The sequence below is a fragment of the Rhizobium sp. BT03 genome (genome assembly GCF_030053155.1).
Classification (GTDB): domain Bacteria; phylum Pseudomonadota; class Alphaproteobacteria; order Rhizobiales; family Rhizobiaceae; genus Rhizobium.
Genome location: NZ_CP125640.1, coordinates 3,772,155 through 3,797,017, shown reverse-complemented (window position 1 = coordinate 3,797,017; position 24,863 = coordinate 3,772,155). Strand labels below are relative to the sequence as shown.

Below are 24,863 nucleotides of genomic sequence, written 5' to 3'. Positions count from 1 at the left end.
CAGGAATCGTCAATCAAATGTCCGCTAAATCAGCCCCTCATCACAAAAATCTATTTTGTACGACAAATACAGATTGACGCCGGAAACGCGGGCATATTAGCTGTTACTGGGGAGAGAGGTATGCTGATCCTTGTCACCGGGGCTACGGGCAAGGTCGGGCGGCGCTTCATTACTGGGCTGCTTGACGAGCCGCGATTTTCCAAAGCACGCATTCGCGCGCTTTGCCATAATCGCGTGCTCGAGGAGACCGACCGCATCAGTGTGGTGAAGGGCTCGATCGCCGACAGCAATGTCGTGGCAGCGGCAATGGACGGCGTCACCCATGTCGTGCATCTCGCCACCTGCAAGGAAATCCCTGAAGATGTGATGGATATCACCGTCAAGGGCCTGTTCTGGCTGCTCGAGGCATTCCGCGCCAGCCCCACGGCCAAGCAGTTCATCCTGATCGGCGGCGATGCCGGCATCGGCCATTTCTTTTATCGCCATGACGGGCCGGTGACCGAAAAGACGCCGCATCGCGCCTATCCCGGCTGCTATGCGCTCTCCAAGGTGCTGGAGGAGGTGATGCTCGAGCAGTTCGCCATCCAGTACGGCATCAACACCTGCTGCCTCAGGGCGCCCTGGATCATGGAGAAGGACGATTTCAGGTTCACGCTGTCCTTCGGCGACGATGTGTTCGGCGGGCCGGACTGGAAGACGCTGGTGCCGGCTGATGATGCCGAGCGTTACGCGCGGGATGGCACGGTGCCGCTGCTGCACGATGCCGACGGGCGGCCGCTGAAGCGCAATTTCGTCCATGTCGACGACCTCGTTTCGGCGATCCTGGCGGCAATCGACAATCCGCGCGCCAAGGGGGAGCTTTTCAACATCTCGATGGATCGGCCGGTCGATTATGGCGAGGTCGCAGCACACCTCGCCCGCACGCGCGGGCTCGGCTCGGTCGACATCGCAAGCCAGTTCCACTCGAACTGGATGGACAACAGCAAGGCCAGATATCTCTTGGACTGGAAGCCGGTCTACGATCTGGAAAAGCTGATCAATTCGGCTTGGGACTACCAGCGTTCGAAGGAGGAGCCTCGGGTCGTCTGGTATCCAGGTTGATGACGCGGCGGGTGCAGAAGCGCTCGTCTTTTTCAATGGGAGGAAGCTATGAGGAAGGCATTATTGCTTACAGCTGCAGTCCTGGCGCTGACGGCCGGACAGGCGCTCGCCGCCAAGAAGCAGCTGGTCATCGTCGTCAAAGGCCTCGACAACCCGTTCTTCGAGGCGATCAACCAGGGTTGCCAGAAGTGGAACAAGGAAAACGCATCCGCCGAATATGAATGCTTCTACACCGGCCCGGCATCGACCTCCGATGAAGCCGGCGAGGCGCAGATCGTCCAGGATATGCTGGGGAAAGCCGACACCGCGGCCATCGCCATCTCGCCGTCGAACGCCAAGCTGATCGCCCAGACGCTGAAGACCGCCAATCCGAGCGTTCCGGTGATGACGCTCGATGCCGATCTCGCCGCTGACGATGCGGCGCTGCGCAAGACCTATCTCGGCACCGACAACTATCTGATGGGCGCCAAGATCGGCGAATATATCAAGAAGGCCAAGCCGAACGGCGGCAAGATCTGCACCATCGAAGGCAATCCCGGCGCCGACAACATTCTGCGCCGCGCCCAGGGCATGCGCGATACGCTGAGCGGCCAGAAGGGGCTGGCGGCGCTGAAGGGCGAAGGCGGCTGGACGGAGGTCGCCGGCTGCCCTGTCTTCACCAATGACGACGGCGCCAAGGGCGTGCAGGCGATGACCGATATCCTCGCCGCCAATGCCGACCTCGATGCCTTCGGCATCATGGGCGGCTGGCCGCTGTTCGGCGCCCCGCAGCCCTATCGCGACCTGTTCAAGCCGATGGCCGACAAGATCGCCAAGAACGAATTCGTCATCGGCGCCGCCGACACGATCGGCGACGAAGTGGCGATCGCCAAGGAAGGCCTGGTCACCGCGCTGGTCGGCCAACGGCCGTTCGAAATGGGCTACAAGGCGCCTTCGGTGATGATGGACCTGATCGCCGGGAAGGCGGTCGAGGATCCGGTGTTTACCGGGCTGGACGAATGCACCAAGGATACGGTGGATACCTGCATTCAGAAGTGATCCTGGGTGTCGGCTTGCGCCAATGGCTGCGGGTTTGCGCCTGTGGCTGCCCCTCACCCTAACCCTCTCCCCGTAAAAACGGGGAGAGGGGACGTGTCAAACGCGGCGTTGAGGTTGAAGAAGGCGGCGCGGCATATCCCCTTCGCCCCGCAAGCGGGGGTCCGAAGGACGGGTCGAGACCCGTGGCTCGACCCCGTTCGGTGCCGGCAGGCGGATGAGGGGCAGCTCGCGATACGCTCAGCCGGCGCTCCGGCCATCAGACCTGCGCACCGATCCAATCCGAAAACGCCTGCATCGCCGCCGTGACCGGCCGCGATTGCAGGCGCGTCAGCCAGTAGCTGCCGAGCGAAATGGCGGTGGGAAAAGGCTGCACGATCGCACCTGACGACAGATGCCGTGTGAACATCGACGGCGGCGCCAGTGCGACGCCGAGCCCCAGGAGGGCGGCTTCCATCATGGCGACGGAGGAATCGAAGACGATGCCGCCATTGAGCTGCGCCGTGGGGGCAACGCCTGCCGCCTGAAACCAGGTGCTCCATTCATCCGTCCGGTAGCTGCGCAGCAGCGTGGCCCCGGCAAGATCTTCAGGCGATTGCAGATGCTCCGCCAGCTTGGGGATGCAGAGGACCGAGAGCGGCGCTTCGAACAGGCGTTGCGCCTCGGTGCCGTGCCACGAGCCGCTGCCGAAGCGGATGGCGAAATCCAGCCCTTCGGCGGCCGGATCGACGCGGTTGTTGTTGGTCGAGATGCGCAGATCGATAAAGGGATGCCGGCGCTGGAAATCCGCAAGCCTCGGCAACAGCCAGCCGACGGCGAATGTCCCGACCACACCGAGGAACAGCAGTTCCCGCACCTGCCCGGCTTCGATCCTGTCCAGCGTCGTCGCCATCTGGTCGAAGGAGGCCGTCACCGTCGGCAGCAGCGCTTCGCCTTCGGCGGTGATTTTCAAGCCGCGGGGAAGACGCTGGAACAGCGCCACGCCCAATCGCGTCTCCAGGCCTTTGACCTGCTGGCTGACCGCCGCCTGGGTGACGCAGAGCTCGATCGCGGCACGGGTGAAGCTCAGATGCCGTGCCGAGGCTTCGAAGGCGCGCAGGCCGTTCAAGGGGAGAAATTGCCGAACCATCCGAGCCCTTTGTTTTGATGCATGTCGTTCTCCGGAACCGCCGCGCACTTCGAGATGACAGGCATTAGATTTTCTTGTGGCTGCTGCGAGATATCATCATTTGTGATTGCAAAACAGCGCCGATAAACCTCCTCCCCATGCGCTTTGCGCTGGTTTGGCTGCCCCGTGGATTTGGAGGATGATGGTTATGAACAGTATTGGGATAAGAATTTTATCGGCCGTTTTGCTTTCGGCCTGCGCCTCCACAAGCGCTTTTGCCGCCGACGAAACGGCGGTGAAGGCGATCGCGGATGCCGCGATCGAGCCGATCATGGCGAAATACGCCATCCCCGGCATTGCGGTCGCCATCAGCGCCGACGGCCGGGACCACATCTTCACTTATGGCGTCGAATCCAAGGACACCGGCAAGCCGGTGGCGCCGACCACGCTGTTCGAACTCGGATCGATCAGCAAGACCTTTACGGTGACGCTGGCATCCTATGCGCAAACGAGCGGACAGCTCTCGCTGTCGCACAAGGTCGGCAAATATCTGCCGGGAATGGCGGGAAAGCCGTTCGGCGATGTCGCCCTGATGAATCTGGCCACCCATACGGCAGGCGGATTTCCGCTGCAGCTTCCCGACGAGGTCAAGACAGAAAAACAGCTGCTCGGCTATTTCGAGGCCTGGCAGCCTTCCTATGCGGCGGGGACGCAGAGAAGTTACGCCAATCCCAGCATCGGCATGCTCGGCCGTATCGTCGCGAAAGCCATGCACGGGGATTTTGCCGGTTTGATGGAAGGCAGGCTGTTTGCCGCGCTGGGCTTGAAAAACACCTATATCGATGTGCCGAAAGCGCGGCAGGCCGACTATGCGCAAGGGTATAAGCGCGGCGGCGAGCCGGCCCGGATGACGCCGGCCATGCTTTCGGCCGAAGCCTATGGCGTCAAATCCACCGCAGGCGATTTGATCCGTTTCGTCGGCGCCAATATGGGCACGGTCAAGCTCGGCGAAAAACTGCAGCGGGCCATCGCCGACACCCATATCGGATATTTCAAAGCAGGGGCGATGACCCAGGATCTCATCTGGGAGCAATATGCCTATCCCGCCGCCTTGAACGATTTGCTGGAGGGCAATTCGCCGGCGATGCTGAAGACCATGCCGGTCTCGGAACTGCGGCCGCCGATGCAGCCGCGCGACGATGTCTGGATCAACAAGACCGGCTCGACCAACGGCTTCGGCGCCTATGTCGCCTTCATCCCGAAACAGCGGCTCGGCATCGTCATCCTGGCCAATAAGAACTATCCCAACGAGGATCGCGTCGCCGCGGCCTATCAGATCCTGACGGCGCTTTCGGCCGACTGAGCCGACGCGCCGGCGTGGTGCATCGCCTGAACTCTGCATCGTGACTGCGAAGATCGAGTCAGACTTTAGCCCGATGCGCCCGCCGGCGCCCTCGTGATACAAAACCGTCGCGATCGGCGGGCGGGCTCGAGCGCGGTTGCTCGACGCCTCATCCGCCGGTACTACCATAAGTAAAACATATCAATAATTAAGATTAATAAGCGAGTATTTTCTAGAACATTTCTAATGAATTGCCACGCCTTAAAGGTGATGCTAATAAACACCCACCTCTCAAACGTCACAAGGCGCAATGCAATGAAAAGCGTATTGATTTCTGGCGGGGCTGGATTTATCGGGTCGCATTTGTGCGATCGGCTTTTACTTAGAACAGACGTCCAGAAGCTGGTCGTTGTTGACAACCTCTGGACCGGACTTTTCGACAATATCGCCCACATCAGGGATCCGCGTTTTCACTTCGTGAAATCGGACGTCGAGACGCTGCGCAGCTCCGAAAAATTCGATGAGATCTACCATCTGGCGTCCCCGGCATCGCCGCCATGGTATATGAAGGAACCGAAGCGGACGATTTCCGCCAATCTTCTCGGGGCATTCCGGCTGCTGGAGCTCTTGAAGAAGGGCGGGCGTTTCGGCTTCACCTCGACCTCCGAAGTCTATGGCGACCCGCTGGTGTCGCCGCAGCCGGAGACCTACAAAGGCCAGGTGGATTGCACCGGACCGCGCTCGTCCTACGACGAGAGCAAGCGCTGCACGGAATCGCTGCTGTTCGAAATGCAGCGCACCCAGGGGCTCGACCTCAAGGTCGTGCGTCCCTTCAACATTTACGGTCCGCGCACACGCCCCGATGACGGCCGCGCCGTCTCCAACTTCATCACCCAGGCGCTGGCGGGCCGGCCGATCACCGTGTTCGGCGATGGCAAACAGTCGCGCAGCTGGGGCTATGTCGACGACGTCGTCGATGGTTTCGCACGCTATTTCTGGATCAACGAAACCGACTACAAGGGACCCCTGAACGTCGGCAACGATCGCGAGATTTCGGTTCTCGAAGTCGCCCAATATGTGTCCAAGCTGGTCGGCGGCGTGCCGATCGTCTTCGAGCCGTCACCGCCGCAGGACCCCACCAACAGGCGGCCCGACCTGACCAATGCCAACTACGTCATGCCGGAATGGTCGTGCAAGATCAGCTACGAGCAGGGCGTCGCCATGACGCTCGACTGGTTCCGGGCAAAAGTAAACCTCGGCGCGGCGGAATAATCATCACGGCTTTCGGGCTTCGCGTCCTTGACGGCGCGGCGTATGCTCACGGTACGATTTGAGAGAATGGTAATGCGTGAATCAATACCGTCCGATTTGAAGGATGTGAACTTCCCCGTACCGATTCACTATCTCGATCTGGCATCCGGCCATATCGACGCCGTGTCGCCGCCGCTCTCCGACGGGCTGGTGGTGTTTCTGTCGGATGGTCTTCCGGTCGGGCAGGCCTATGTCGAAAAGCCGGAGGCCGCGGCGGCACTGGCCGAGCGTGCCGTGCGGCCGGATACGCTCGAGCATATCGCCCGGGTCGCGCAAACGCCGCTGCGCAATCGCGACGTCAGCATTCTGATCTGCACCAAGGACCGGCCGGAGGAACTGCGCCGGTGCCTCGCCTCGATCCCCGAACAATCGCTCCGTCCCGTCGCCATCATCGTCGTCGACAATGCCTCCTCAGGCGATCAGACCCGTCGCGTGGCCGAAGAAGCCGGCGCCACCTATGTCCGCGAGGACCGGGTCGGGCTGGATTTTGCCCGCAATGCGGCGGTTCGGGCGGCGAAAACCGAGTTCGTCGCCTTTACCGACGATGATGTGGTCCTCCATCGGCAATGGCTGGAGAACCTGATGAAGGCCTTCGACCGGCCCGAGATCGCCTGCGTCACCGGGCTGGTGCTGCCCGGCGAACTGGCAACGCCGGCGCAGTTCATCTTCGAAAAACATTGGAGTTTCGGCCGGGGTTATCTCAGGCAGGATTTCGACCAGGATTTCTACCGCCTGCATCGGCGTTACGGCGCCCCGGTCTGGACGATTGGCGCCGGCGCCAGCCAGGCCTTCCGCCGCGAGGTGTTCGACGCGATCGGCCTGTTCGATGTCCGCCTGGATATGGGTGCGGCCGGCTGCTCGGGCGATTCCGAATATTGGAACCGGCTGCTGCATCACGGCCATGTCTGCCGCTACGAGCCGACGGCGGTCTCCTGGCACTTTCACCGCAAGGATATGAAGGGGCTCGCCAAACAGATCTACCAATATATGAGCGGCCATATCGCCGCCCTGCTGGTGCAGTATCAGCATACCGGCAATGGCGGCAATCTCCGGCGCGTCCTCGTCTCCTTCCCGAAATATTATATCGGCAGGCTGCGCCGACGGTTCCGCAAGGGCGCGACGTCGAACGACTTTTTCCTGAAGCAGGAGATGCTCGGCAGCGTCAATGGCGCTCTCTATGTGCTGCGCCGCTGGAAGATGCGCGCATGGTGACAGTGGCCGCGCCCGAAATCTGCTTCCTCATCCCCGCCTATAATGCGGGCGAGACGCTGGCCGAATGTCTTGAGAGCCTGCAGCGGCAGAGCCGATCGAACTGGCAGGCCGTGGTGATCGATGACGGCTCGACCGACAATAGCTGGGAGCTTCTCGAGCAGATCGCCGGAGAGGATAGCCGCATTCTCCCCGCCCGCCAGCCGAACGCCGGCGCCGCGGCGGCGCGAAACCATGCAGCAAGACTGGCTGCCGCGCCGCTGCTCTGCATGCTGGATGCCGACGACTGGCTGGATCCCGCCTTCATCGAAACCATGCTGCCGGTGGCAGAGGATAGATCTGCGCCCGACATCGCCTATTGCTCTTACCGCCGTGTCGCCCCGGACGGCCGGCTGATGCCGGTCGAGCAGGCCCCCACCCTCGCCGGCGATGTCGCCAGGCGCGAATTCTCGTCCTTCTGTGCGCTCGCCATTCATACGGTCGTCTTTCCCAAAAGCCTGTTCGAGCATGTCGGCGGCATGGATGAGACCCTGCGGACCTGCGAGGACTGGGATCTCTGGATGCGCATGGCCTTTGCGGGCGCGGAATTTCGCCGTGTCGACGCCTGCCTCTCCTTCTATCGCATGAAGGCGGGCTCGCTTTCCGGCGATCCGGTCAAAATGGTGCGGGACGCCATTCGCGTGACGACGAAGGCGGACGTGCTGCGCATGCAGCAGGGCGTGCCGGACGAGGGGCCGGAGACGGGCTGGATCACGCCCGCCATCAGCCAATTGCGCATGCTTGTCTGGGTCGCCGCGGCGAAGCGCGATCCGGCCGTGGATATCGCAGCCCTTGCCGCATTGCTGCCTGAGATGCCGGATGCCGCGGGTTACGAGAGCTTTTTTGCCGGCGTGATTCTGCACGGCCTGCAGACGGGCCTCCTCCCCGATCGGGCCGACGATCTCCTCGATGCGCCCGACCGATGGTGGCCGACGTTCCGTCTGCTCGTCGAGCTGATCCAGCGTCATTCCTTCCCCGGCACCGGCCGCAAGATCCTCGAGGCCGCCGCCTGGCAGCTATCGTCCGGGAACCTTCGGCGATCCTTCACGCTCGGCAATATCCAGGTGGTCAGCGTCGAGATCGGCGCGCTTTCCAGAATCTCCAAGGCCGAGCAGTCCGATACACTGGTCATGCACGCTTTTTCGGGCGACGCGCATATCGGCACCTTCGTCGGGCCGTTCTGGGGCGATCTGTCGATCCGGGCGCAGATCCGGCTGATCATGGAGGAAATGCGGGCCGACGAGCATCTTCGGCCGCCGCCGACGCTGGCCTATGCCGGTTCGTGGACGAGGGAGGCGCTGCGCGGCTACAGAAGCTTCGGCGGTCTCATCATCCGCAGCGGCCGGCGGCGGGGCCGTCTCCAACGGCTGCTGGTGCGGATCGGCCGCAACGCCATCCTTGCCCGGGCACCAGGCGACAAACAGGACAACGACGCGCAGCTGGCCGACATGCTTCGCACTGCAGGGCGCGGTCTGAGCCCGCAATGTGGCGAACCCGCCGGCCCGCGGCCGGACGAGGCAAAAGAGACGCCTGGCATTCAAACCGAGGAAGAATACTGGGAGCATATTTTCGAACGCCCGGATCCCTGGAATTACGTCTCGGTCTATGAGCAGGTCAAATATGCGCAGACGCTGAGCCTGATCCCGGAAGGGGTGGAGACGGCCCTGGAGCTTGCCTGCGCCGAAGGGATCTTCACCGAGAAGCTGGCGCAAGAGGTTGCTCGCGTAACGGCCACGGATATTTCCCAGCGGGCGATCGACAGGGCGATCGAGCGCTGCCGCGATCGTGAAAATGTCGAGCTCCGCGTTCTCGACTTCGCAAGAGAAGATCTTCCGCCGCAACAGGATCTCGTCGTCTGCTCCGAAGTGCTTTATTACATGAAGGACGAGGCGATGCTTGCGGCCGTCTGCCGGAAGATGGCGGCGGCCTTAAAGCCGGGCGGCTGCCTGATCACCGCCCATGCGCATATCCGCCGCGACGAACCGGCAAGAACCGGTTTCGACTGGGGCAACCCCTTCGGCGCCGGGACGATCAGGCGGGTCTTCGCCGAGCAGGCCGGGCTTGCGCTGGAAGAGACGATCGAAACCGAGCTCTACGCCATCCACCGGTTCCGCAAAGGCACCGTCGTCAGTCCCGCCCTGCGGCTCGAGACGCATGGAACGCCGTTGGAGGCCGATGTCGCCAAACACGTCATCTGGGGACCTGCCGGCGTCGACCGCGGGGCGGCATGGACGACTGAAGTGACGGCCTCGGTCCCCATCCTGATGTATCACCGGATCGCCGAGAACGGCCCCGCCGCGCTGCGGCGCTTCCGTACCACGCCGGAGCACTTCCGCAAGCAGATGCAGTTCCTGCGCCGGCAGGGTTATTACGCCGTGACGGCGCCGACGCTCGCCGATCTCCTGCGCAGCGGCAAGCCGATCCAGGGCCGGCCCGTCATGCTGACTTTCGACGACGCCTATGTCGATTTCCGCACCGACGCCTTCCCGATCCTTGCCGAGAACGACTTCAGCGCCGAGGTGTTCGTCGTCACCGACAAGGTCGGCGGCCGCTCGGATTGGGATTCGTCCTATGGCGAGCCGGCGCCCCTGATGTCGTGGCCGGAGATTCAGGAGCTCAGCAAAAAGGGCATCAGCTTCGGCTCGCATCTCGCATCCCACACGCCGGCGAGCGGCATGGAGAGCCAAGCCGTGCTTAGCGAAGCCATGCGCTCGCGCCATGCGTTGCAGAACCGGCTGGGCGGCTCGGTGGTGTCGATCGCCCTTCCCTATGGCGCGACGGACTTCCGGGTCCCGGGCATTCTGGCGCTGGCGGGCTACGGGATCGGCTTTACGACACGGCCGGCCAAGGCCGCCCTCTCCGACAATCTTTTCGCACTGCCGCGTCTCGAAGTCCGCGGCGATCGCCCGCTCGAAACCTTCCCTGAACTCATGGGCCTGCCGGGCGCCTTTATCGGATGACAAAGTCATGAACGCCGCGAGCCCCCTCATCACCGTTGTCATACCGGCCTACAACGCCGAGAAGACGCTCTTGGAAACGCTGACAAGCATCACCAACCAGTCCTACGGCAAGCTTGAAATCTTGGTGGTCGACGACGGATCGCGGGACGGCACCTTCGATCTCGCCCGCGATTATGGCCTCACCGACGGCCGCGTCCGGGTTCTCCGCCAGGAAAATGGCGGCGTGGCGCGCGCCCGCAACCACGGCATCCAAGAGGCGCGCGGCCTCTATATCGCACCCGTCGATGCCGACGACATCTGGCATCCCGAGAAAATCGAACTCCAGCTGCAGGCGCTGGCGAAATTTCCCGAGGGACAAGGGGTGGCCTACAACTGGTATGCGGCGATCGACGAAAACGGCATTATTTTCGGCCATTCGCGGCCGGTCCTGCATCAAGGCGACATCTTCGAACCGCTGCTGAGGGAAAACTTCATCGGCAATGGCAGCACACCTTTGATGCCGCGTGCGGCGGTCCTTGCCTGCGGCGGCTATGACGCCGGGCTGCGCGACGCCGGTGCGGAAGGTTGCGAGGATCTGAAACTCTATCTGGCGCTCGCCGAGACCCTGCCCTTCGCCCTGGTCCCGGATTTCCTCACCGGCTATCGCTTCACCCGGGGAAACATGTCCAGCAACGCCTATCGCATGCTGAAATCCCACGCCCTGGTGATGGCCCCGATCATCACCCGCCATCCGCGCCTGGCGCGGGATATCCGCGCCGCCCAATTCAACACTGCGCGCTGGTATTTCAAGAAGGCCTTTTTCGACGGCGATTATGCCCAGCTCAACAAGCTCACGCCGATGATGCTGAGACAATATACGCCGCAGCTGCTCGTCCATGGCGTGCAGGAAAGCTGGCGGCAGGCCAAACGCCAGGGCATCAAGATCGCAAGGCGCGCCCTCGGAAAACCCCCGGCCCGACCGAAAACCCGCTTTGCGGCGACCATTCCGCAAGCCGGAACGGCATTCAGCGATCGTTTCACCACCGCGCCTGTCGGAGAGGCGATGAGCCTGACCAGGGATGGCCGGCCATGAACAGGTTTCGGAAACCCGCCTCCCCCAAGCCCGCCAGAGCCTACAATCTGATCGTCGCCGCGCGGTTCCGCGAGCTTCAGCGGCTAGTGCCGGGGCTGCGGCTGAAGATGACCGTGATGATCATCCTCGGAATTCTCACCGGCTTCTCGGAAATGGTCGGCATCACCTTTCTGGTCAGCCTCGTCTTTCTTCTCGGGCAGCAAGGCCCGGTTTCCGGCTCCGCCGTTGCATGGCTTCCGGCGTTTTTCGGCGGCATCGACCTCAGTCTTTCAAAGCCTGTCCTGATCGGCATCCTCATCGGCTCCATCCTGTTCCGGATCTTTCTGGGATGTGCCAATGCGCTCATATCAAGCACCGTCAACCACCGCATCAGCGATCGCATGCGCGACCGCCTCTACGCCAAGGTCCTGACCATCCCGTTCCAGCGCTTTCAGGATTATGAGCGGAGCGACCTGATCAACGTCATCGCGACCGAATCCTACGCGGTATCGTCGGCGCATGCCAGCCTGGTGCGTCTGGGGGTGAATTTCGGCACGATCGTGATCTTCGGCGTCGGCATGCTGGTCATGGCCTGGCCGATCGCCTTGCTTGGGCTCGCTTTCGGCTTCATCCACAATTTCGCGCTGGGTCTGTTTGCCGGTGCCTACCGCCGGCTCGGCGCTTCGGCGCTGTCGGCGGTGGAAGCCTTGACGCAGTTGAGCTGGACAACTTTGCAGACTTTAAAAGCCGTCAAAAGCTTCGGCTTGGAAAAACGTCATCAGCACCTCTTCGAGGCGCTTTCCAGCGATGTCGGCCAGACCTGGCGCCGGTCGGACTGGATGGGGGCGATGACCTCGCTTCTGAGCGAGATCCTGACCTTCGGGGTCATCCTGACGATCATTCTGTCCTCGGAGTTCCTGCCGGTGGATTTCAAGGCGGCACTCTCGGCCACCATCCTTCTTTACAGGCTCCAGCCGCATATCAAAGGATTCGACTCCCAGATCCTCAGCCTTTACGAGATGGAAGCGTCGCTGCAGAACGTTCTGGCGCTGCTTTCCGAAAAAGACGACATCAAACACGCCTCGAAAGGCCAGCCGGTAACGCGCCTCGCAGAGGCGATCGTCTTCCATGATGTCTCATTCGCTTATGAGCGTGCGAATGCCCCGGCTGTCAGCAATCTCAGCTTTTCGATCCCAGCAGGCGAGACGACCGCTCTGACGGGGCCAAGCGGCTCCGGCAAAACGACGATCCTCAACATGATCCTCGACCTCAGCCGGCCGACCCAAGGCAGGATCACGGTCGACGGCAGGGATCTCGCAACGGTCGACCGCTCCAGCTGGCTGCAACTGCTCTCCGTGTCGGGCCAGGACGTCGAGCTGATGGAGGGCACGGTACTCGACAACATAAGGTTTCGGCGCGATATCTCGGAGGAGGATATCCGGTGGGCCGCCGATCTGGCTTGCGCCACGGAGTTCATCGAAGATCTGCCTTATGGCTTCGATGAATGGCTGGGCGACGAAGCGATCCGGCTTTCGGGCGGCCAAAGGCAGCGCATCGGCCTGGCGCGCGCGCTCGCCGGCCGGCCTCGGATCCTGCTGCTGGACGAAGCCACGAGCGCGCTCGACGAGGATACCGAGATGCGAGTGTTTGCGGCGATGAAGGAAGACGCCGGCAGAACGCTGATCGTCGTCAGCCATCGGCCGGCTGTCGCCCGGCTGATGAAAAACCGCATCGATCTTAGCCCGCCCACATCCACCTCCAGGCTCGGGTGACGGCGATGGAACTTTCGGCCATATCAGGGATTGAGGTGGCGGTCGTGATCCCCGCCTATAATGCCAGCCCCTACCTTGCCCAGACACTCCAATCGGTTGTCGATCAGACCCACAAGGCACTGGAAATCATCATCGTCGACGACGGCTCGACCGACGAGACGGCGTCCATCTGTCGCCGCTTCGCAGCCGGAGATCCAAGGTTCAAGCTTTTGTCGACAGCCAACCGCGGCGTCGCTGCCGCCCGCAATATCGGAATTGAGGCATCGACCTCAGGCTATATCGCCTTCCTCGATGCCGACGATCTATGGCATCCGACCTATGTCGAGCGCATGCTTTCGGCTCTCCATCCTCTGCCGGACGCCTGGGGGGCGGTTTATGCTCTTCACCGCTTTATCGATTCCGAGGGATATTGCACGAAATCCGGCTCGTCGCTGAACGCCCGGGGCTGCATTTTAGCGCGTCATCTCGTCTTCCGCTTCGTCGGCAATGGCAGCGGCTTCATGGTTCGCCGCGCCGTCGTCGACAAGATCGGCGGCTACGATCCGCGCTATGCCAGGCAGGGGATTGGCGGATGCGAGGATTTCGATTTCGAACTCCGTACGGCCGAGCATTTCAAAATCGAGACGGTGCCGCTGGGCCTGGTGGGATATCGCATTCACTCCGAGGCCATGTCTGCAGATAAATCACGGATGGCTAGATCCCTTCTGGCGGTGACCGAGCAATGTATTGCCCGCAACTCGGACCTGCCGGCTTTTGTCATCAGCTGCGCCCGCGCTTCGGCGCATCTTTATGCATTTTCGAAATTTGCGATCTTGAAAGATTGGCACAGCGCCAGGACCTCGCTGAAGCACATCTATCATCATAGCCCCATGCTCGCTTCCGCCGTGCTGGCCAGGTTGATCTTCACAAAGGCCAACCGAGCGGCACGCAGGACATTGGCCAAAGCTTGGCCGGTCAGGGAAAGTGAGGAAAAGAATGTCAAGAAATTCGACGAGATAGATCCACTTTCCTCCTTGGTGGGCGGTTGGTCGCGCTTCAGGACAAAAACATTGCTGCGGCGCTTGTCGGAAATCGATCGGCAATGCTCTGCTGCGACCTCGTCACGGCAAAAGCGATGCCTGGCGGCTGACCAGTCAACATCTCGCCATCACACTGCAAAATGTGATATTTCGCCAGAATAGCAACAAGTAAAAATCGATGAAACTCGTGAAAAAACCATCAGCCCAATAATGATGTGTGACAATACACGATTTAACTGCAATTATATCTACGCACTGTGCAAGCATTTATACTGGAGGACCCGTCACCCACCCCGGCGGGTCCTCTGCTTTGCTTCCCTGCGGCTCGCCACAAATGCGATTGCTGTCGTCTTTGTCTCGTATAGAAAATATTGCTTGGAATAGTGATATCGCCCGGCAGAGATCAGCCTGACGAGACAAGCTCACATTTTCCGACGGATAGGAGCTCCGCCGCTCGCGCCAGCAACATCAGAAGCTATATCTCAATTGCGGGCCGCCATTTATGAATGACACGATGTAATTTTACCAACAGTCAACGTCACGCAGCCGATATATGGACATGATAGACACTTAATAAATCCGAACCAACAACAATACAGTACATCCTGTGATTATATACATATAAGATTTAAGTCATCTTTTAATTGATATTTAAATACAACCTCCATCTGAAACTTATAATTTAACCTTTTGATAAAAATTTTCTTGATCACCATGATTGTCGGCCGCAGTTTATTCTGTCTTCAATTGCCGCCGACCTCGGTTCCAGTTTTTCAGGAGAGCAAAAAATCGGTTGAAACCGCTTCTCACCTTGGGTTTCAGCCGCCCGCTAATTTGCCGGGCATCCCGACGAGGGGATCACCAGCGATGGCCCGACAGCCATGGAAATGACCGCGTGCCCGAGCGTTGCCGATGCAGCTTAGGACCGCCGAATGACGGCAGCGGAGAAGTACGATGATGCGATATATTGCTAAATCAAATGGTTAGGCCGCAAGAACGGCGCAGTTCCGCCGCTTCTGTCGCCAGCAGCCGGTGCGTCCGTTTCAGCCCGGCGCATGGGTTCCGGCATATACGATCGAGATCCCGACGCCAAGTCGTAGCGTCAGCCTCGTTCGCGATCCTGTCGACACCAAACGGCCGGCCCTCGTCGAGCCCATCCCGTTCAACACGCCAAAGGCGTCTTATGATATGCCACACCTGTGTCGAAATGGTCGCACCTCGACAGGGAATTAACCCTTGATAAAGCATTTGCTTGCTCAACTTATAATTTGTGTCATGGTCACTGTAAGTAGTGAGGGAGCCGACCTGATGAGTGATATAGCATCGCATATTCCGGAATTTGGTTACGATGAACGCGTCATGATCTGCCGCAAGCAGATCGAGAAGGCGGTTTATCAGTTCATTGCAAATACGAAGGTCGAAGGGTGCGATCCGGCGGAAGTCGCAATGGCCATCGCAGACATTGCCGACGATTACATTTTACTGCTGGCGCAGAAGCGCAATTTGACCCACTGAGATCAGGGATCGGCCGTCGATCGGCCGATCGCGCGGAATATATGTGAACGCGAAATCGCGCCGCTTCCCTTTCCGGAAGCAACGTCGGGGAGACCGTTTACCTTTCGTCTGAAACCATTCAGTCGTTTTCGGCAGACCCTGAAATAAGGCGCGCCGACCATCCGCGGCCCGCAACGAGCCGGGCTTCTCCAAGCCGCAATCGAGATGGATTTGCCAACGCTCAGGCATCGGCTTCAGCCCGTTGTCTCCCCCAATGGGATCGAACGGTCCCGCGAGTGCCCACGTCCATAACAAGACACGCATTGTGCCGAGCGCGCGCGTTATAGTCCCTTGTTTTTGCATGTCGCCCGGAACGCTGCACACTTCCGGGCGGCATGCATCAGAGCGGTTCAACTTTTCACGGAAGCGCAGAACCGCTCTAGTCTTTTGTTTTTACGCAACTCTCGGCAAAGCGCTTCGCCCTTTGCCGGGGAAAAGCGCTTCGTGCGTCTCTAGTGACGGCTGACGCTTACTTGCGGAACCGGCGAGCCCAATTCGGCCAGTTCACTGGTCAAACCTTCCCCTATCTCCTGCTTCACGGCCTCGAGCGCCAGATCGAGGCAATTCGTCGCGAACTGCAATTTGACATCCTGAGCGACCTGTCGCGCGTAGGCGATCATCCGCGCCAGCGCGATGAGTTCGTTCAGGCCGTCTTCCGCTCCTTGCTCTGCACTTACCTTGGCAATCGATGTCACGCCCATGACCATTTCTCCAACGAATTGAAGGCATGATACGCGCGCAGAGGGGGGCGAGCCCGTGAAAAAAGCGTGACACAACCCTTGGTGAAAATCGCCGTCTTCGATTTACAATGCAGGACGGGTATGGAACGCGGTTGCGTGCAGTTTCCAGGGCAGATCGGCGTTCGAGCGGATGTCGCGTGCGTCCTGTACGGCTTTCAGCAATTCCAGGGCATCGAGGCGTTTTTGATCGACGGAATTCGAAAAAAGCGCCGCCAGCAGCTGCGGACGATCCGGCTCGGCTATGTCAGCACATTGCCCGACGATCGCCCGCCACGTCCGCTTCTTGAAAAAGATCGCGTTTGCCGCATCTTCGAGCGCCTGGCGCAATCCACCTGCCAGCAGCCCCCTGTCCTCCATCGCATCGAGCGTGGCGCTGACATTGACGAGCGGTATCGTCAGCGGCTTGCTGCCCAGCGCGCTCGGCGCATGCATGAGTGCGACGGCGGCATCGTCGACCAGCCGGCCGGTGCGATAGTCCTCGAAAATGCGGCCGAGCCCGATCATCCCGAACGGATGACATTCCGCTGCCCGCAAGGCGCCCATGCTTGCGGCCCCGAAAACGGCCACGCCCAGCGAGAGAGCATGGAGAATTTCCTTGTGCCAGACCGGTGCGGCATATTCGAAGCCGCCGTCGATCAGGCCGATGACATTGGCGCCCTGCTCCACCTGAGCCAGGACATCGCCCTGCATCGCAGGCGGCAGGACGCATACCGCCTCGCCGGCAAGCGATGCCGCATCGGAAAGACTGGGACCTGCGAAAATGATCTTCAAAACCCCATCGCCTTGGCCAGAGCCCTTGTTCCAAATCGCCGGGCGCGCTCCCCCTCGGGATTTTCGAGCTCGGGAATAACCACCTTGACGACGCTGAAGGGAAGCGTGTCGTCGCTGAGGTGAACCCAGATGACCGAGGCGATCCCTCGGTTGCTGAGAGCGTCAAGCACATGCTGCAACTGCTGCGTCAGATCCTGTGGCCGATATCCTGCCGCGCCGTCACCGTGCAGGGCGGCAGGCGGTGCGGCAACCGCATCGAAGGCCCGCCGCATCATCGGCGGGAGGGATCTCAAGAAAGTTGCAGGAGAAATATCGTCCCTGGCGCCGCTGATATAGGTCAGCCGGGATTGCACGGCTTCCGTCACCGCCCGAATGGCCGCGCGGACGGGGGACGGATGCGCCCCGGTGCCGCCGGTTACCTCGACGAGGCGAATGTCCCTGTCGGCATTAGGATGCCTGGCGCCCTGATTTAGCTCCCCAGGCCCCAGCATGGCGGTGAAACAGGGGATTGCGATGTCGCTGGTGATATCGAACAGCCTGAGCGCCAATCCCGATGCTTCGATTTTGTCGATCAGCCCGTTGAGGGCATCGTCCGCAAAGCCGCGGGGATCGACGCAGCCGGCATAACGATCGGCTTCTCCGCCCACCTGCCACAGCACATGAGCGTCACGCTCGATACGCTCCAGCACGCCATGAAAGATTGCTTCCTCGGCACTGTTTCCCGAAGCCAGGCCATCCGACGACATCCAGTATCGCGCGTCACGCGTCCGGTCGAGCACCACCGCTTCGAAGGGAATGTGGATCTCTTCGCCGCTGAGGATATTGACGCCGGCAACCCATTCGGTCTCGTCATCCGGCCCGAGATCGGGTTTATGGACGGCGGTCAGGCAGCTCAATCTGTCGGCCTGGCAGCCCATTGCCTGCAGGCGGGCAGAGGAACCGTGGATGCGCTTGACGAAGGGTTCGCCGGCGACGGCTCGTTCGAGCGCCTCCATGATTGTGGATACCTTGGCGTCCAGATCGGTCAGGCCCTTTCCCTGAGCAATCACGATCGACCGCGAATTCGGGGCATAGGCGCACCAGACAGGGATTCCGATGTCGTCCAATCCGGTATGTCGCGCAACCCTGGTGATGCCGAACCTGGCCAAGAATGGTTCGACGCGGGAAAGAGTTTCCCCCGGCGATATGATCCTGTCGGAATAGTGGACCCGGCGCGTCAGAATGACGCCTCGGCTGTCGACGTGGCGGCCGCAAGGCGCAGCGACGCCGACCAGGCGGCAACGACCGCCTCCGCCCCGCCAGCTATCCCCACGATGCCAATTTTCGCCATTGAATATACCGCCCTCAGCTTTGACGTCGCTCCGCAGAAACTGAGCCAACCCATAATGGCTGAGTTCACAGCTCGGGCATAGATATGGGCCATCGTCAACAGCCCCTTGATCGGAGAGCGGACCGGGTCGCCATTCGTCTCGATCAACCGCAGATCGCCGTATCTCTGCAGGTGAAGCACGCTCCGTCCTCAGCCGTTGATAACCGGATCTTGCAACTCACCGTCGATGTCGGACAACCCCGCAACTGCCAGACTTTTGGCCAATGCCACCAGTTTTTGCCTGATATTCGGATCCTCGATGGCGATGAATGCCTTGTTGAGCGCCAGCCCCTCTTTCGAGGACAAAAACCTGTTCAACTCGCTCGTCTCGCCTTCGATCGGTCCGGAACCACCGTTCTCGAAGAAGAAGCCGATGGGCACGCGAAGAATCTCGGATATGCGCTGAAGACGGCTGGCGCCTATGCGGTTCGTCCCCTTTTCGTATTTCTGGATCTGCTGGAAGGTGATGCCCAGAAGTTCGGCCAGACCGTGCTGGGTCATCCCGAGCGTCTTTCGCCGGACCCTGACGCGGTTGCCAACATAGACGTCGATTGAATTCGGGGATTTAGCCTTCATGTGAACAAGTCTCCCACTTCATCAGCATGCCGAGCCGTATAATGGAGAGTTTAAGCAAGAATGCAACTAAAAGTAAATATTTCTTAAGGATTTTTTTCCGCGCCGCGCATAGCAAAAACAACCTATGGATTATTGCAGCAGCGGCCGCCCTTGGAATGGACGCGCATCGCACTCGCGCGCGCAATTCCACAGAGCAATGCTGTTCCAAACGCGGGCCGCCCCGATACCGTTTAAAGAGATTTTGGGCTCTAAAGAGATTTCTGAGCGACGGCGATCATCGACTTGGCCAAAACGGGAATTCTTCCGACAAATTCAAAACGGACCTTGTCGAAGCCGGCATCCAGCAGCAGCGTGCTCAGAGTGTTTTCGACCAGAACAGAGCAATATCTCGAAATTACGAGACCAGCCGGGACTGTTCACAGAACGAATAATGACATCGTCCGCGATCCGTCGCTGCGATATTGCGCAGCTGCATGAGCGGTTCCCGATCGAATGGTGCTACGTCTTTGCCGAAGCTGCCGCGCCCATCCGGTGAGGCACAAAGGCGCCCAATTGCCGACACGAAGCCAAAGATATTTAACGGATAAATGTATAGTGCTGGATTTAGACAGCCCGATCGAAACCCTTCTCGCACCGGAGAAGACAAGCTTGCCCGATAATTCATCGTCCGCAAATGCGAAACAGCCATTGGGAAAACCGAAGATTCCCGCGGTCTTCTGGTTGCTGCTGACGATCTCCCTCTCGCTGGTCATGGGGACGGTGCTTCTTTCCAACGATATGAAACACTTGAAGACGGTGAGCCATTACTTTGGCTTCGATCTCTCTGCCCCTGACGTCAGGCCGCCTCCCCCCAAAGCCCTTCCCCGCCCGACGCCGCCAGCCACCTTCACGCTTCCCTTGCATATCATCGAACCGCCGTCGGCACAGACCGCGTCGACTTTTCTACGCACATGGCGAATATCCGGGCCTGCAATGTGTGCGGCGCTGCGTGATGCCGGCATCGAAACCAGCGATTGGGCGGCGGCGAGCTTTAACGCCGATACGTTCGAATGCTTTTTCGAACAGGGCGGCAAGCGGGAGAAGGATCAGCTTCCGAACTCCATCTTCGTCATCGTTCGCGGCGACGCCGCCGGCGCGATCAACAATATGCGTGTGAAAATCATCAATCCCGAGACGGACCCAAACGGCCAGCTCGATCCCGGCATTCTGCGAATCTTCGAAACCATGTTGCGGCAACCGCAATGGCTCGATTTTCACGAGACGTTGACCGCAATCAAGAATCTGAAGGACATCAAGGAAGACGGCTTCGGAGCCAGTATCAACTTCGCCCGTGAGGTGCTCAACGCAGGGCGCTATAATTTCACGCTATCGCTGGATGCGACCTCGGGACCGCAGAAAAGAACAAGACGCTATTTTTCCGACAGAACATGGCTTCCGTCACCGGACCCCACGGCCGAGGCCGGCATGGAACCGGCACCGGCAGAAAATGCGGAACATCCGCAATGATGCATGTCGCCCGGAAGTGTGCAGCGGTTCCAATAAGCTGATCACACCATGTAGCTTGCATCGTCGTGATGCCTGGCCAGGATCCTGTAAAGCTCTTTCAAACTGTCCGCACTCGGCCGTTCGGTGCCGTCTCCGCCCGCCAGGCGCCAGACACGCTCGACATTGAGGTCCTGCGTGACCTGGGCAAGATCATCGTTCAGAGAGCTGATGGCGACTGCCGAGCGACGCAACCGCAAGGATGTCCTGATCAGCGCTGCAAACAGGATGACAATGACGCCGCCGATACCGAGGACAACGGTTGTGAACTGCCTGACGTCGAGAAGGGATAGATCCTTTTGGACAGCCGCCATAAAAAAAACGGCATTTTGAAATGCCATATGAAAACAGCTCATCAGATAGCTAAACCAATCTTCCATCGCGAGCGCCCTCCAGGAGGGCTTATATCTTGGAGCAAGCTGGAAAGTCTAGCAGATACTGACCATATCCCCTAGTGCGAAAGTATATTTGAGGTTGCATTACTCTACTGAATTGAACGCAAACCCCGCGATGGATCGCTGCCGGCCAGCCCGACCGTTTAAATTCCGCCGCGGACATGAAAAAAGCCAACAGTGAGAGATAAGAATGAATAGAAGACGTTTCCTCGCCTCGATTCCGCTTGCTCTGTTGTACGCCAATGCAGGCCACGTCCTGGCACAGGTGTCTCCGGCGAGAGGGTTGCGCGCCCTTGCCGACAGCAAGTCGTTCCGATTCGGATCGGCAATCGACCTGCAGAACATCGACGACCCGATCGCTTCCGGGATCTATATCGACAACGTCAATTCGATAACGCCGCGAAACGAGCTGAAATGGAATGCGACGGAAAAGAGACCGGGTGTTTTCAGCTTCAAGAGTGCCGACCTTATGGTTGCATTTGCGCGCAAAAACAACATGAGAGTTTATGGCCATACGCTGATCTGGTATCGCGTCCCGGAATGGGTGTCTGATATCACCGACGCCAAGACGATTCAGGCGGCGATGAACCGTCATATAAAACAGGTTGTCACTCGCTATAAGAACTCGATCGACGCTTGGGATGTGGTGAACGAGCCGTTGGAATATGATGCGCCGGATCTGCGGGATTGTGTTTTCCGACGCCTTCTTGGCGACGACTATATCCGTATGAGCTTCGACATGGCGCATCAGGCCAATCCCGGCGCAACGCTGGTGCTCAACGAAACGCATCTGGAGAAAAAATCCGACGTCTTCGAACAGAAGCGCACGCGCATCCTGAAAATCGTCGAGGACCTCGTCGCCAGGAAAACGCCGATCAACGCGGTGGGGCTGCAGGCACATTTCCGCCCCGGCCTCGACCGCATCGACCCGGAAGCAATGGGGCGCTTCTGCGCGGCGCTGAAGGACATGGGTATCGGCGTTTTCATCACCGAACTCGACGCCTCCTGCCACTTCCTGAACCGTGACAAAAGCTTCACGCCGGCGTCATACGCCGATATTTTCAGTGACGTCATCACCGTGGCGGCCGAACGTGGCGACTTGAAAGGCGTGACGGTATGGGGCATGTCGGAGAGATACGGCGAGCCCGACGAGAAGGCGGCCGGTCCCGAGGCGGCGTGCACGAAGCGCGTTAATCTCTACGACGAAAACAACGCGCCGAGAAGTGCGGTTGACGGCATCCGACGGGCAATAGAGGCGATGTGATGCGCAAGACAACGGAGACGTCGACAGATTCATGAGAAAAGCCGTTATTTACGTGGAAAAATTTTTGCCTGCCAGCCAGGCATTTGTTCTCAACCAGGCGGTGGCATTTCGTTCTTTCGAAGCTGAAATTCTTGCCGGTTCGCGAATTTCTTCCGCCCATACCAAAAAATCCACTGTTCCGGTTCATGACATCCGTCGGTCTCCCGTTGCGCGGGCCGGTGAACTGCTTCTGAAAATCCCGCAGATCGGTCTTCCCTTTCTGTTTCCGGCGATCGGCAATGCCGATCTCGTTCACGCCCATTTCGGCAAGAACGGTTATGTCATCGGGCCCCTGGCACGCGCCGCCGGCAAGCCGCTGGTCACGACATTCCACGGCTTCGACGCCACCTATGGCGGCGATCCGAAAAAGCCGGGCGGCTTCAATCAGGTGCGCTTCTTCGCCAAGGGCCGCAGCGAGATGGCCGGCTGGAACAGCTGGAACATCGCCGTCTCCGACTTCATCCGCGACCGGCTGCTGGCGCTCGGCTTTCGCGCCGACCGCGTCTATCGCCACCATATCGGCATCGATCTCGATCTCTTCAAAATGGAGCCGCGCCCTCGAAAAAAAGGCCTGGTGGTTTCCATTGCCCGTTTCGTCGACTATAAGGGCCACCGCTTCATGATCGACGCGCTGTCGCGCGTGGCGGCGACCGGCACGCCGGTCGAATTCGTCATGGTGGGTCAGGGACCGCTGAAACAGGAAATCGAGGCGTTGGCGCGTCGTTCCTTGCCAAGCGTCACGATCCATGAAAATCTGTCGCAGACTGAGATAAGGGATCTGCTCGCCAGTGCGGAGCTTTATCTTCATGGCAGCGTGACACTCGACAATGGTCACGCCGAAGCGTTCGGCCTCGCCAATCTGGAGGCCGAAGCCGTCGGGACTCCGGTCGTCGCATTTCGCTCGGGAGGCGTGGGCGAAGCGATCGAAGAGGGGAAAACTGGTTATCTCGTGGAGGAGCGGGATGTCGCGGGAATGGCGGACGCGGTCGGAAGGCTGCTCAACGACCAGTCCCTGTGGACAGCCTTCAGCGCGCGGGCACCGCTTCTGGTGGCCGAGCGCTTCGACTTACGTCGTCAGACGGGGATGCTCGAGGACTATTACAGTTCCGTGCTAGACGAATTTTCCAGCCGGGGTCGGACTTGATGGTGCATAAGGGAAAAAAGCCGAAGTGGGGACTGAATGTATTTCGGCCGCTGCGGAACGGTATAGTGACGGCCAAGTGGCTTTATTATACGAAATTCTGGGGAATGGACATCGACCGGACGGCAAGCTTTTCCCTAAGCGTCCGGTTCGACAAGACCAATCCGAAGGGCCTTCATATCGGCGCGGAGACCTATGTCGCCTTTGAGGCGGCGATCCTCACCCACGATCTCACCCGCGGGCTCTACCTTCATACGAGAATCGGCAAACGCTGCTTCATCGGCGCCCGCAGCATCATTTTGCCCGGTGTCGAGATCGGTGACGAATGTGTCATCGGCTCGGGCTCGGTGGTGACCAAGAGCGTTCCGCCGCGTTCGCTGGTGGCCGGCAATCCGGCAAAGATCATCCGCAGCGACATCAAGATCATTTCACGTTACGGACGCATGGCCCGCGAGGACGAAACGGTCACGCAGATCGTCACGCACTTGCCGACTGGAGAAGCACGATGAAGATGTTTGCCTATCGTGGGAAACACGAGAATTTTGGCGACGAACTGAACCATTGGCTCTGGGAGCGTCTGCTGCCCGGCTTCTTCGACGATGACGAAGGCCAGCTCTTTCTCGGCATCGGTTCGATTCTCTACGACAATTTCGACCCGAACATGCAGAAGATCGTCTTCGGCTCGGGTTATGGCGGCTACACCAACCCGCCGAAGGTCGACGGCAACTGGACCTTCTATTTCGTGCGCGGAAAGAAGACCGCCGAGGTCCTCGGCATCGATCCGAGCTACGCCATCGGCGATTCGGGCATATTGACGCGCAGTTGCTGGGATGCGTCGAAAATCGAGAAGCGTTACCCGGTCTCCTTCATGCCACACTATGAAAGCGCCATGTACGGTAGCTGGGATAAGGTCTGTGATCTCGCCGGCATCCACTATATCGATCCGCGCTGGTCAGTGGAAAAGGTTCTGACCGAAATCAGCGCGTCGCATAAGGTCGTCTCCGAGGCAATGCATGGCTGCATCATATCGGACGCGTTGCGCGTTCCATGGCGGGCGATCCGGCCGATCGCGCCGGGCAATCGGGCCAAGTGGTACGATTGGGCGAGTGCACTCGATCTGGAAATCGATTTCGATCCGATCGGCCCGTCGAACCTGGTCGAGGTCGGAGCGTCGCTGGTGCGGAAAAACACCACCCTGTTGAAGAACATAACGTTCCGTCACCGCCGCATCCGGCAGCTGACCGGAAATTACGTCTTCGGATCGACGGTCAAGACATTGCAGCGGGTGGCGGAGAAGCCCGGCCAGCTCAGCACAGATGAGTCGATCGTCAGAGCACACGAAAGAATGCTGGTCGAACTGAACCGGCTGAAGCAAGATTTTTCCAAGAAAACGGCAAGCGCCCTTTGAGGTCGCAAACCGGTTTCGTGACGAGGCAATAAGGCATGATGCTTTCCAACTTCATCGATACCCTCTGCACCCGCAAGGAGCAGAGGCACCTTGGATGGGCATGCGGCCCGCTCAAGC

22 protein-coding genes are annotated in these 24,863 nt (G+C 59.8%); 15 read left to right on the top strand and 7 right to left on the bottom strand.

The annotated features are described in order from the left end of the window. Nucleotides 1-120 precede the first annotated feature (120 nt). Nucleotides 121-1,101 (top strand): NAD(P)-dependent oxidoreductase, encoded by a 981-nt coding sequence (locus QMO80_RS18440; RefSeq protein ID WP_283197807.1) that lies wholly within the window; start codon nucleotides 121-123, stop codon nucleotides 1,099-1,101. Between the two features lie 48 nt (nucleotides 1,102-1,149). Next, the gene (locus QMO80_RS18435; RefSeq protein WP_283197806.1) at nucleotides 1,150-2,139 is read left to right on the top strand and encodes a substrate-binding domain-containing protein; all 990 of its coding nucleotides are present in this window, start codon (nucleotides 1,150-1,152) and stop codon (nucleotides 2,137-2,139) included. A 256-nt stretch (nucleotides 2,140-2,395) separates the two neighbouring features. Here QMO80_RS18435 and QMO80_RS18430 read toward each other — a convergent pair whose 3' ends face one another. Both QMO80_RS18430 and QMO80_RS18425 read right to left on the bottom strand, forming a co-directional pair. Next, nucleotides 2,396-3,265 (bottom strand): LysR family transcriptional regulator, encoded by an 870-nt coding sequence (locus tag QMO80_RS18430; RefSeq protein WP_283197805.1) that lies wholly within the window; start codon nucleotides 3,263-3,265, stop codon nucleotides 2,396-2,398. Between the two features lie 96 nt (nucleotides 3,266-3,361). Next, nucleotides 3,362-3,577 carry a hypothetical protein gene (locus QMO80_RS18425; RefSeq protein ID WP_283200258.1) on the bottom strand — a complete coding sequence of 72 codons (216 nt, stop codon included), beginning with the start codon at nucleotides 3,575-3,577 and terminating at the stop codon, nucleotides 3,362-3,364. Here QMO80_RS18425 and ampC point away from each other — a divergent pair. The 8 genes from ampC to QMO80_RS18385 all read left to right on the top strand — a co-directional run bounded on the left by ampC (nucleotide 3,489) and on the right by QMO80_RS18385 (nucleotide 15,462). Continuing rightward, nucleotides 3,489-4,607, top strand: coding sequence for a class C beta-lactamase (gene ampC / locus QMO80_RS18420; RefSeq protein WP_283200224.1), 1,119 nt, complete (start codon nucleotides 3,489-3,491; stop codon nucleotides 4,605-4,607). The genes QMO80_RS18425 and ampC overlap by 89 nt on opposite strands. 294 nt (nucleotides 4,608-4,901) lie before the next feature. Beyond that, on the top strand, nucleotides 4,902-5,858 hold the full coding sequence (locus QMO80_RS18415; protein WP_283197804.1) for an NAD-dependent epimerase/dehydratase family protein: 957 nt from the start codon (nucleotides 4,902-4,904) through the stop codon (nucleotides 5,856-5,858). A gap of 72 nt (nucleotides 5,859-5,930) precedes the next feature. After that, a complete protein-coding gene (locus tag QMO80_RS18410) occupies nucleotides 5,931-7,109 on the top strand; it encodes a glycosyltransferase family 2 protein (RefSeq protein WP_283197803.1) in 1,179 nt (392 codons plus the stop codon). Next, a complete protein-coding gene (locus QMO80_RS18405) occupies nucleotides 7,103-10,105 on the top strand; it encodes a trifunctional glycosyltransferase/class I SAM-dependent methyltransferase/polysaccharide deacetylase (protein WP_283197802.1) in 3,003 nt (1,000 codons plus the stop codon). Before QMO80_RS18410 ends, QMO80_RS18405 begins: the two co-directional genes overlap by 7 nt. A gap of 7 nt (nucleotides 10,106-10,112) precedes the next feature. Further along, the gene (locus QMO80_RS18400; RefSeq protein WP_283197801.1) at nucleotides 10,113-11,177 is read left to right on the top strand and encodes a glycosyltransferase family 2 protein; all 1,065 of its coding nucleotides are present in this window, start codon (nucleotides 10,113-10,115) and stop codon (nucleotides 11,175-11,177) included. Then, nucleotides 11,174-12,928, top strand: coding sequence for an ABC transporter ATP-binding protein (locus tag QMO80_RS18395; RefSeq protein WP_283197800.1), 1,755 nt, complete (start codon nucleotides 11,174-11,176; stop codon nucleotides 12,926-12,928). Before QMO80_RS18400 ends, QMO80_RS18395 begins: the two co-directional genes overlap by 4 nt. Next, nucleotides 12,925-14,109: a glycosyltransferase family A protein gene (locus tag QMO80_RS18390; protein ID WP_283197799.1), complete on the top strand. Its 1,185-nt coding sequence runs from the start codon at nucleotides 12,925-12,927 to the stop codon at nucleotides 14,107-14,109. The genes QMO80_RS18395 and QMO80_RS18390 overlap by 4 nt, the downstream gene beginning before the upstream one ends. Nucleotides 14,110-15,255: 1,146 nt before the next feature. Next, nucleotides 15,256-15,462 carry a hypothetical protein gene (locus tag QMO80_RS18385; RefSeq protein ID WP_012558648.1) on the top strand — a complete coding sequence of 69 codons (207 nt, stop codon included), beginning with the start codon at nucleotides 15,256-15,258 and terminating at the stop codon, nucleotides 15,460-15,462. Nucleotides 15,463-15,953: 491 nt separating this feature from the next. On the opposite strand, the gene QMO80_RS18380 is transcribed toward QMO80_RS18385, so the two are convergent. The 4 genes from QMO80_RS18380 to QMO80_RS18365 form a co-directional block, all read right to left on the bottom strand. After that, the gene (locus QMO80_RS18380) at nucleotides 15,954-16,202 is read right to left on the bottom strand and encodes a hypothetical protein (RefSeq protein ID WP_283197798.1); all 249 of its coding nucleotides are present in this window, start codon (nucleotides 16,200-16,202) and stop codon (nucleotides 15,954-15,956) included. Between the two features lie 102 nt (nucleotides 16,203-16,304). After that, nucleotides 16,305-17,012: a TfuA-like protein gene (locus tag QMO80_RS18375; protein ID WP_283197797.1), complete on the bottom strand. Its 708-nt coding sequence runs from the start codon at nucleotides 17,010-17,012 to the stop codon at nucleotides 16,305-16,307. Further along, entirely contained in the window at nucleotides 17,009-18,199 is a 1,191-nt protein-coding gene (locus QMO80_RS18370; RefSeq protein ID WP_283200223.1) for a YcaO-like family protein, read from the bottom strand. The genes QMO80_RS18375 and QMO80_RS18370 overlap by 4 nt, the downstream gene beginning before the upstream one ends. Before the next feature lie 332 nt (nucleotides 18,200-18,531). Then, nucleotides 18,532-18,957 (bottom strand): helix-turn-helix domain-containing protein, encoded by a 426-nt coding sequence (locus QMO80_RS18365; protein WP_049733764.1) that lies wholly within the window; start codon nucleotides 18,955-18,957, stop codon nucleotides 18,532-18,534. A gap of 648 nt (nucleotides 18,958-19,605) precedes the next feature. Here QMO80_RS18365 and QMO80_RS18360 point away from each other — a divergent pair. Further along, a complete protein-coding gene (locus QMO80_RS18360; protein WP_283200222.1) occupies nucleotides 19,606-20,463 on the top strand; it encodes a DUF6030 family protein in 858 nt (285 codons plus the stop codon). Between the two features lie 41 nt (nucleotides 20,464-20,504). Here the strand turns inward: QMO80_RS18360 and QMO80_RS18355 are convergent, their stop codons facing one another. Continuing rightward, the gene (locus tag QMO80_RS18355) at nucleotides 20,505-20,879 is read right to left on the bottom strand and encodes a hypothetical protein (protein WP_283197796.1); all 375 of its coding nucleotides are present in this window, start codon (nucleotides 20,877-20,879) and stop codon (nucleotides 20,505-20,507) included. 205 nt (nucleotides 20,880-21,084) lie between these two features. Here QMO80_RS18355 and QMO80_RS18350 point away from each other — a divergent pair, with 205 nt between their 5' ends. From QMO80_RS18350 to pssM, 4 genes are read left to right on the top strand one after another with little or no spacing between them, the layout of a single operon-like run. Continuing rightward, nucleotides 21,085-22,158 (top strand): endo-1,4-beta-xylanase, encoded by a 1,074-nt coding sequence (locus tag QMO80_RS18350; RefSeq protein ID WP_283197795.1) that lies wholly within the window; start codon nucleotides 21,085-21,087, stop codon nucleotides 22,156-22,158. Nucleotides 22,159-22,189: 31 nt separating this feature from the next. Continuing rightward, complete coding sequence (locus tag QMO80_RS18345; RefSeq protein ID WP_283197794.1) at nucleotides 22,190-23,341, top strand: glycosyltransferase; 1,152 nt, start codon at nucleotides 22,190-22,192, stop codon at nucleotides 23,339-23,341. Beyond that, nucleotides 23,341-23,847 carry a DapH/DapD/GlmU-related protein gene (locus QMO80_RS18340; RefSeq protein ID WP_283200221.1) on the top strand — a complete coding sequence of 169 codons (507 nt, stop codon included), beginning with the start codon at nucleotides 23,341-23,343 and terminating at the stop codon, nucleotides 23,845-23,847. Before QMO80_RS18345 ends, QMO80_RS18340 begins: the two co-directional genes overlap by 1 nt. Further along, on the top strand, nucleotides 23,844-24,746 hold the full coding sequence (pssM, locus tag QMO80_RS18335) for an exopolysaccharide glucosyl ketal-pyruvate-transferase (protein WP_283197793.1): 903 nt from the start codon (nucleotides 23,844-23,846) through the stop codon (nucleotides 24,744-24,746). The genes QMO80_RS18340 and pssM overlap by 4 nt, the downstream gene beginning before the upstream one ends. Nucleotides 24,747-24,863: the final 117 nt, after the last annotated feature.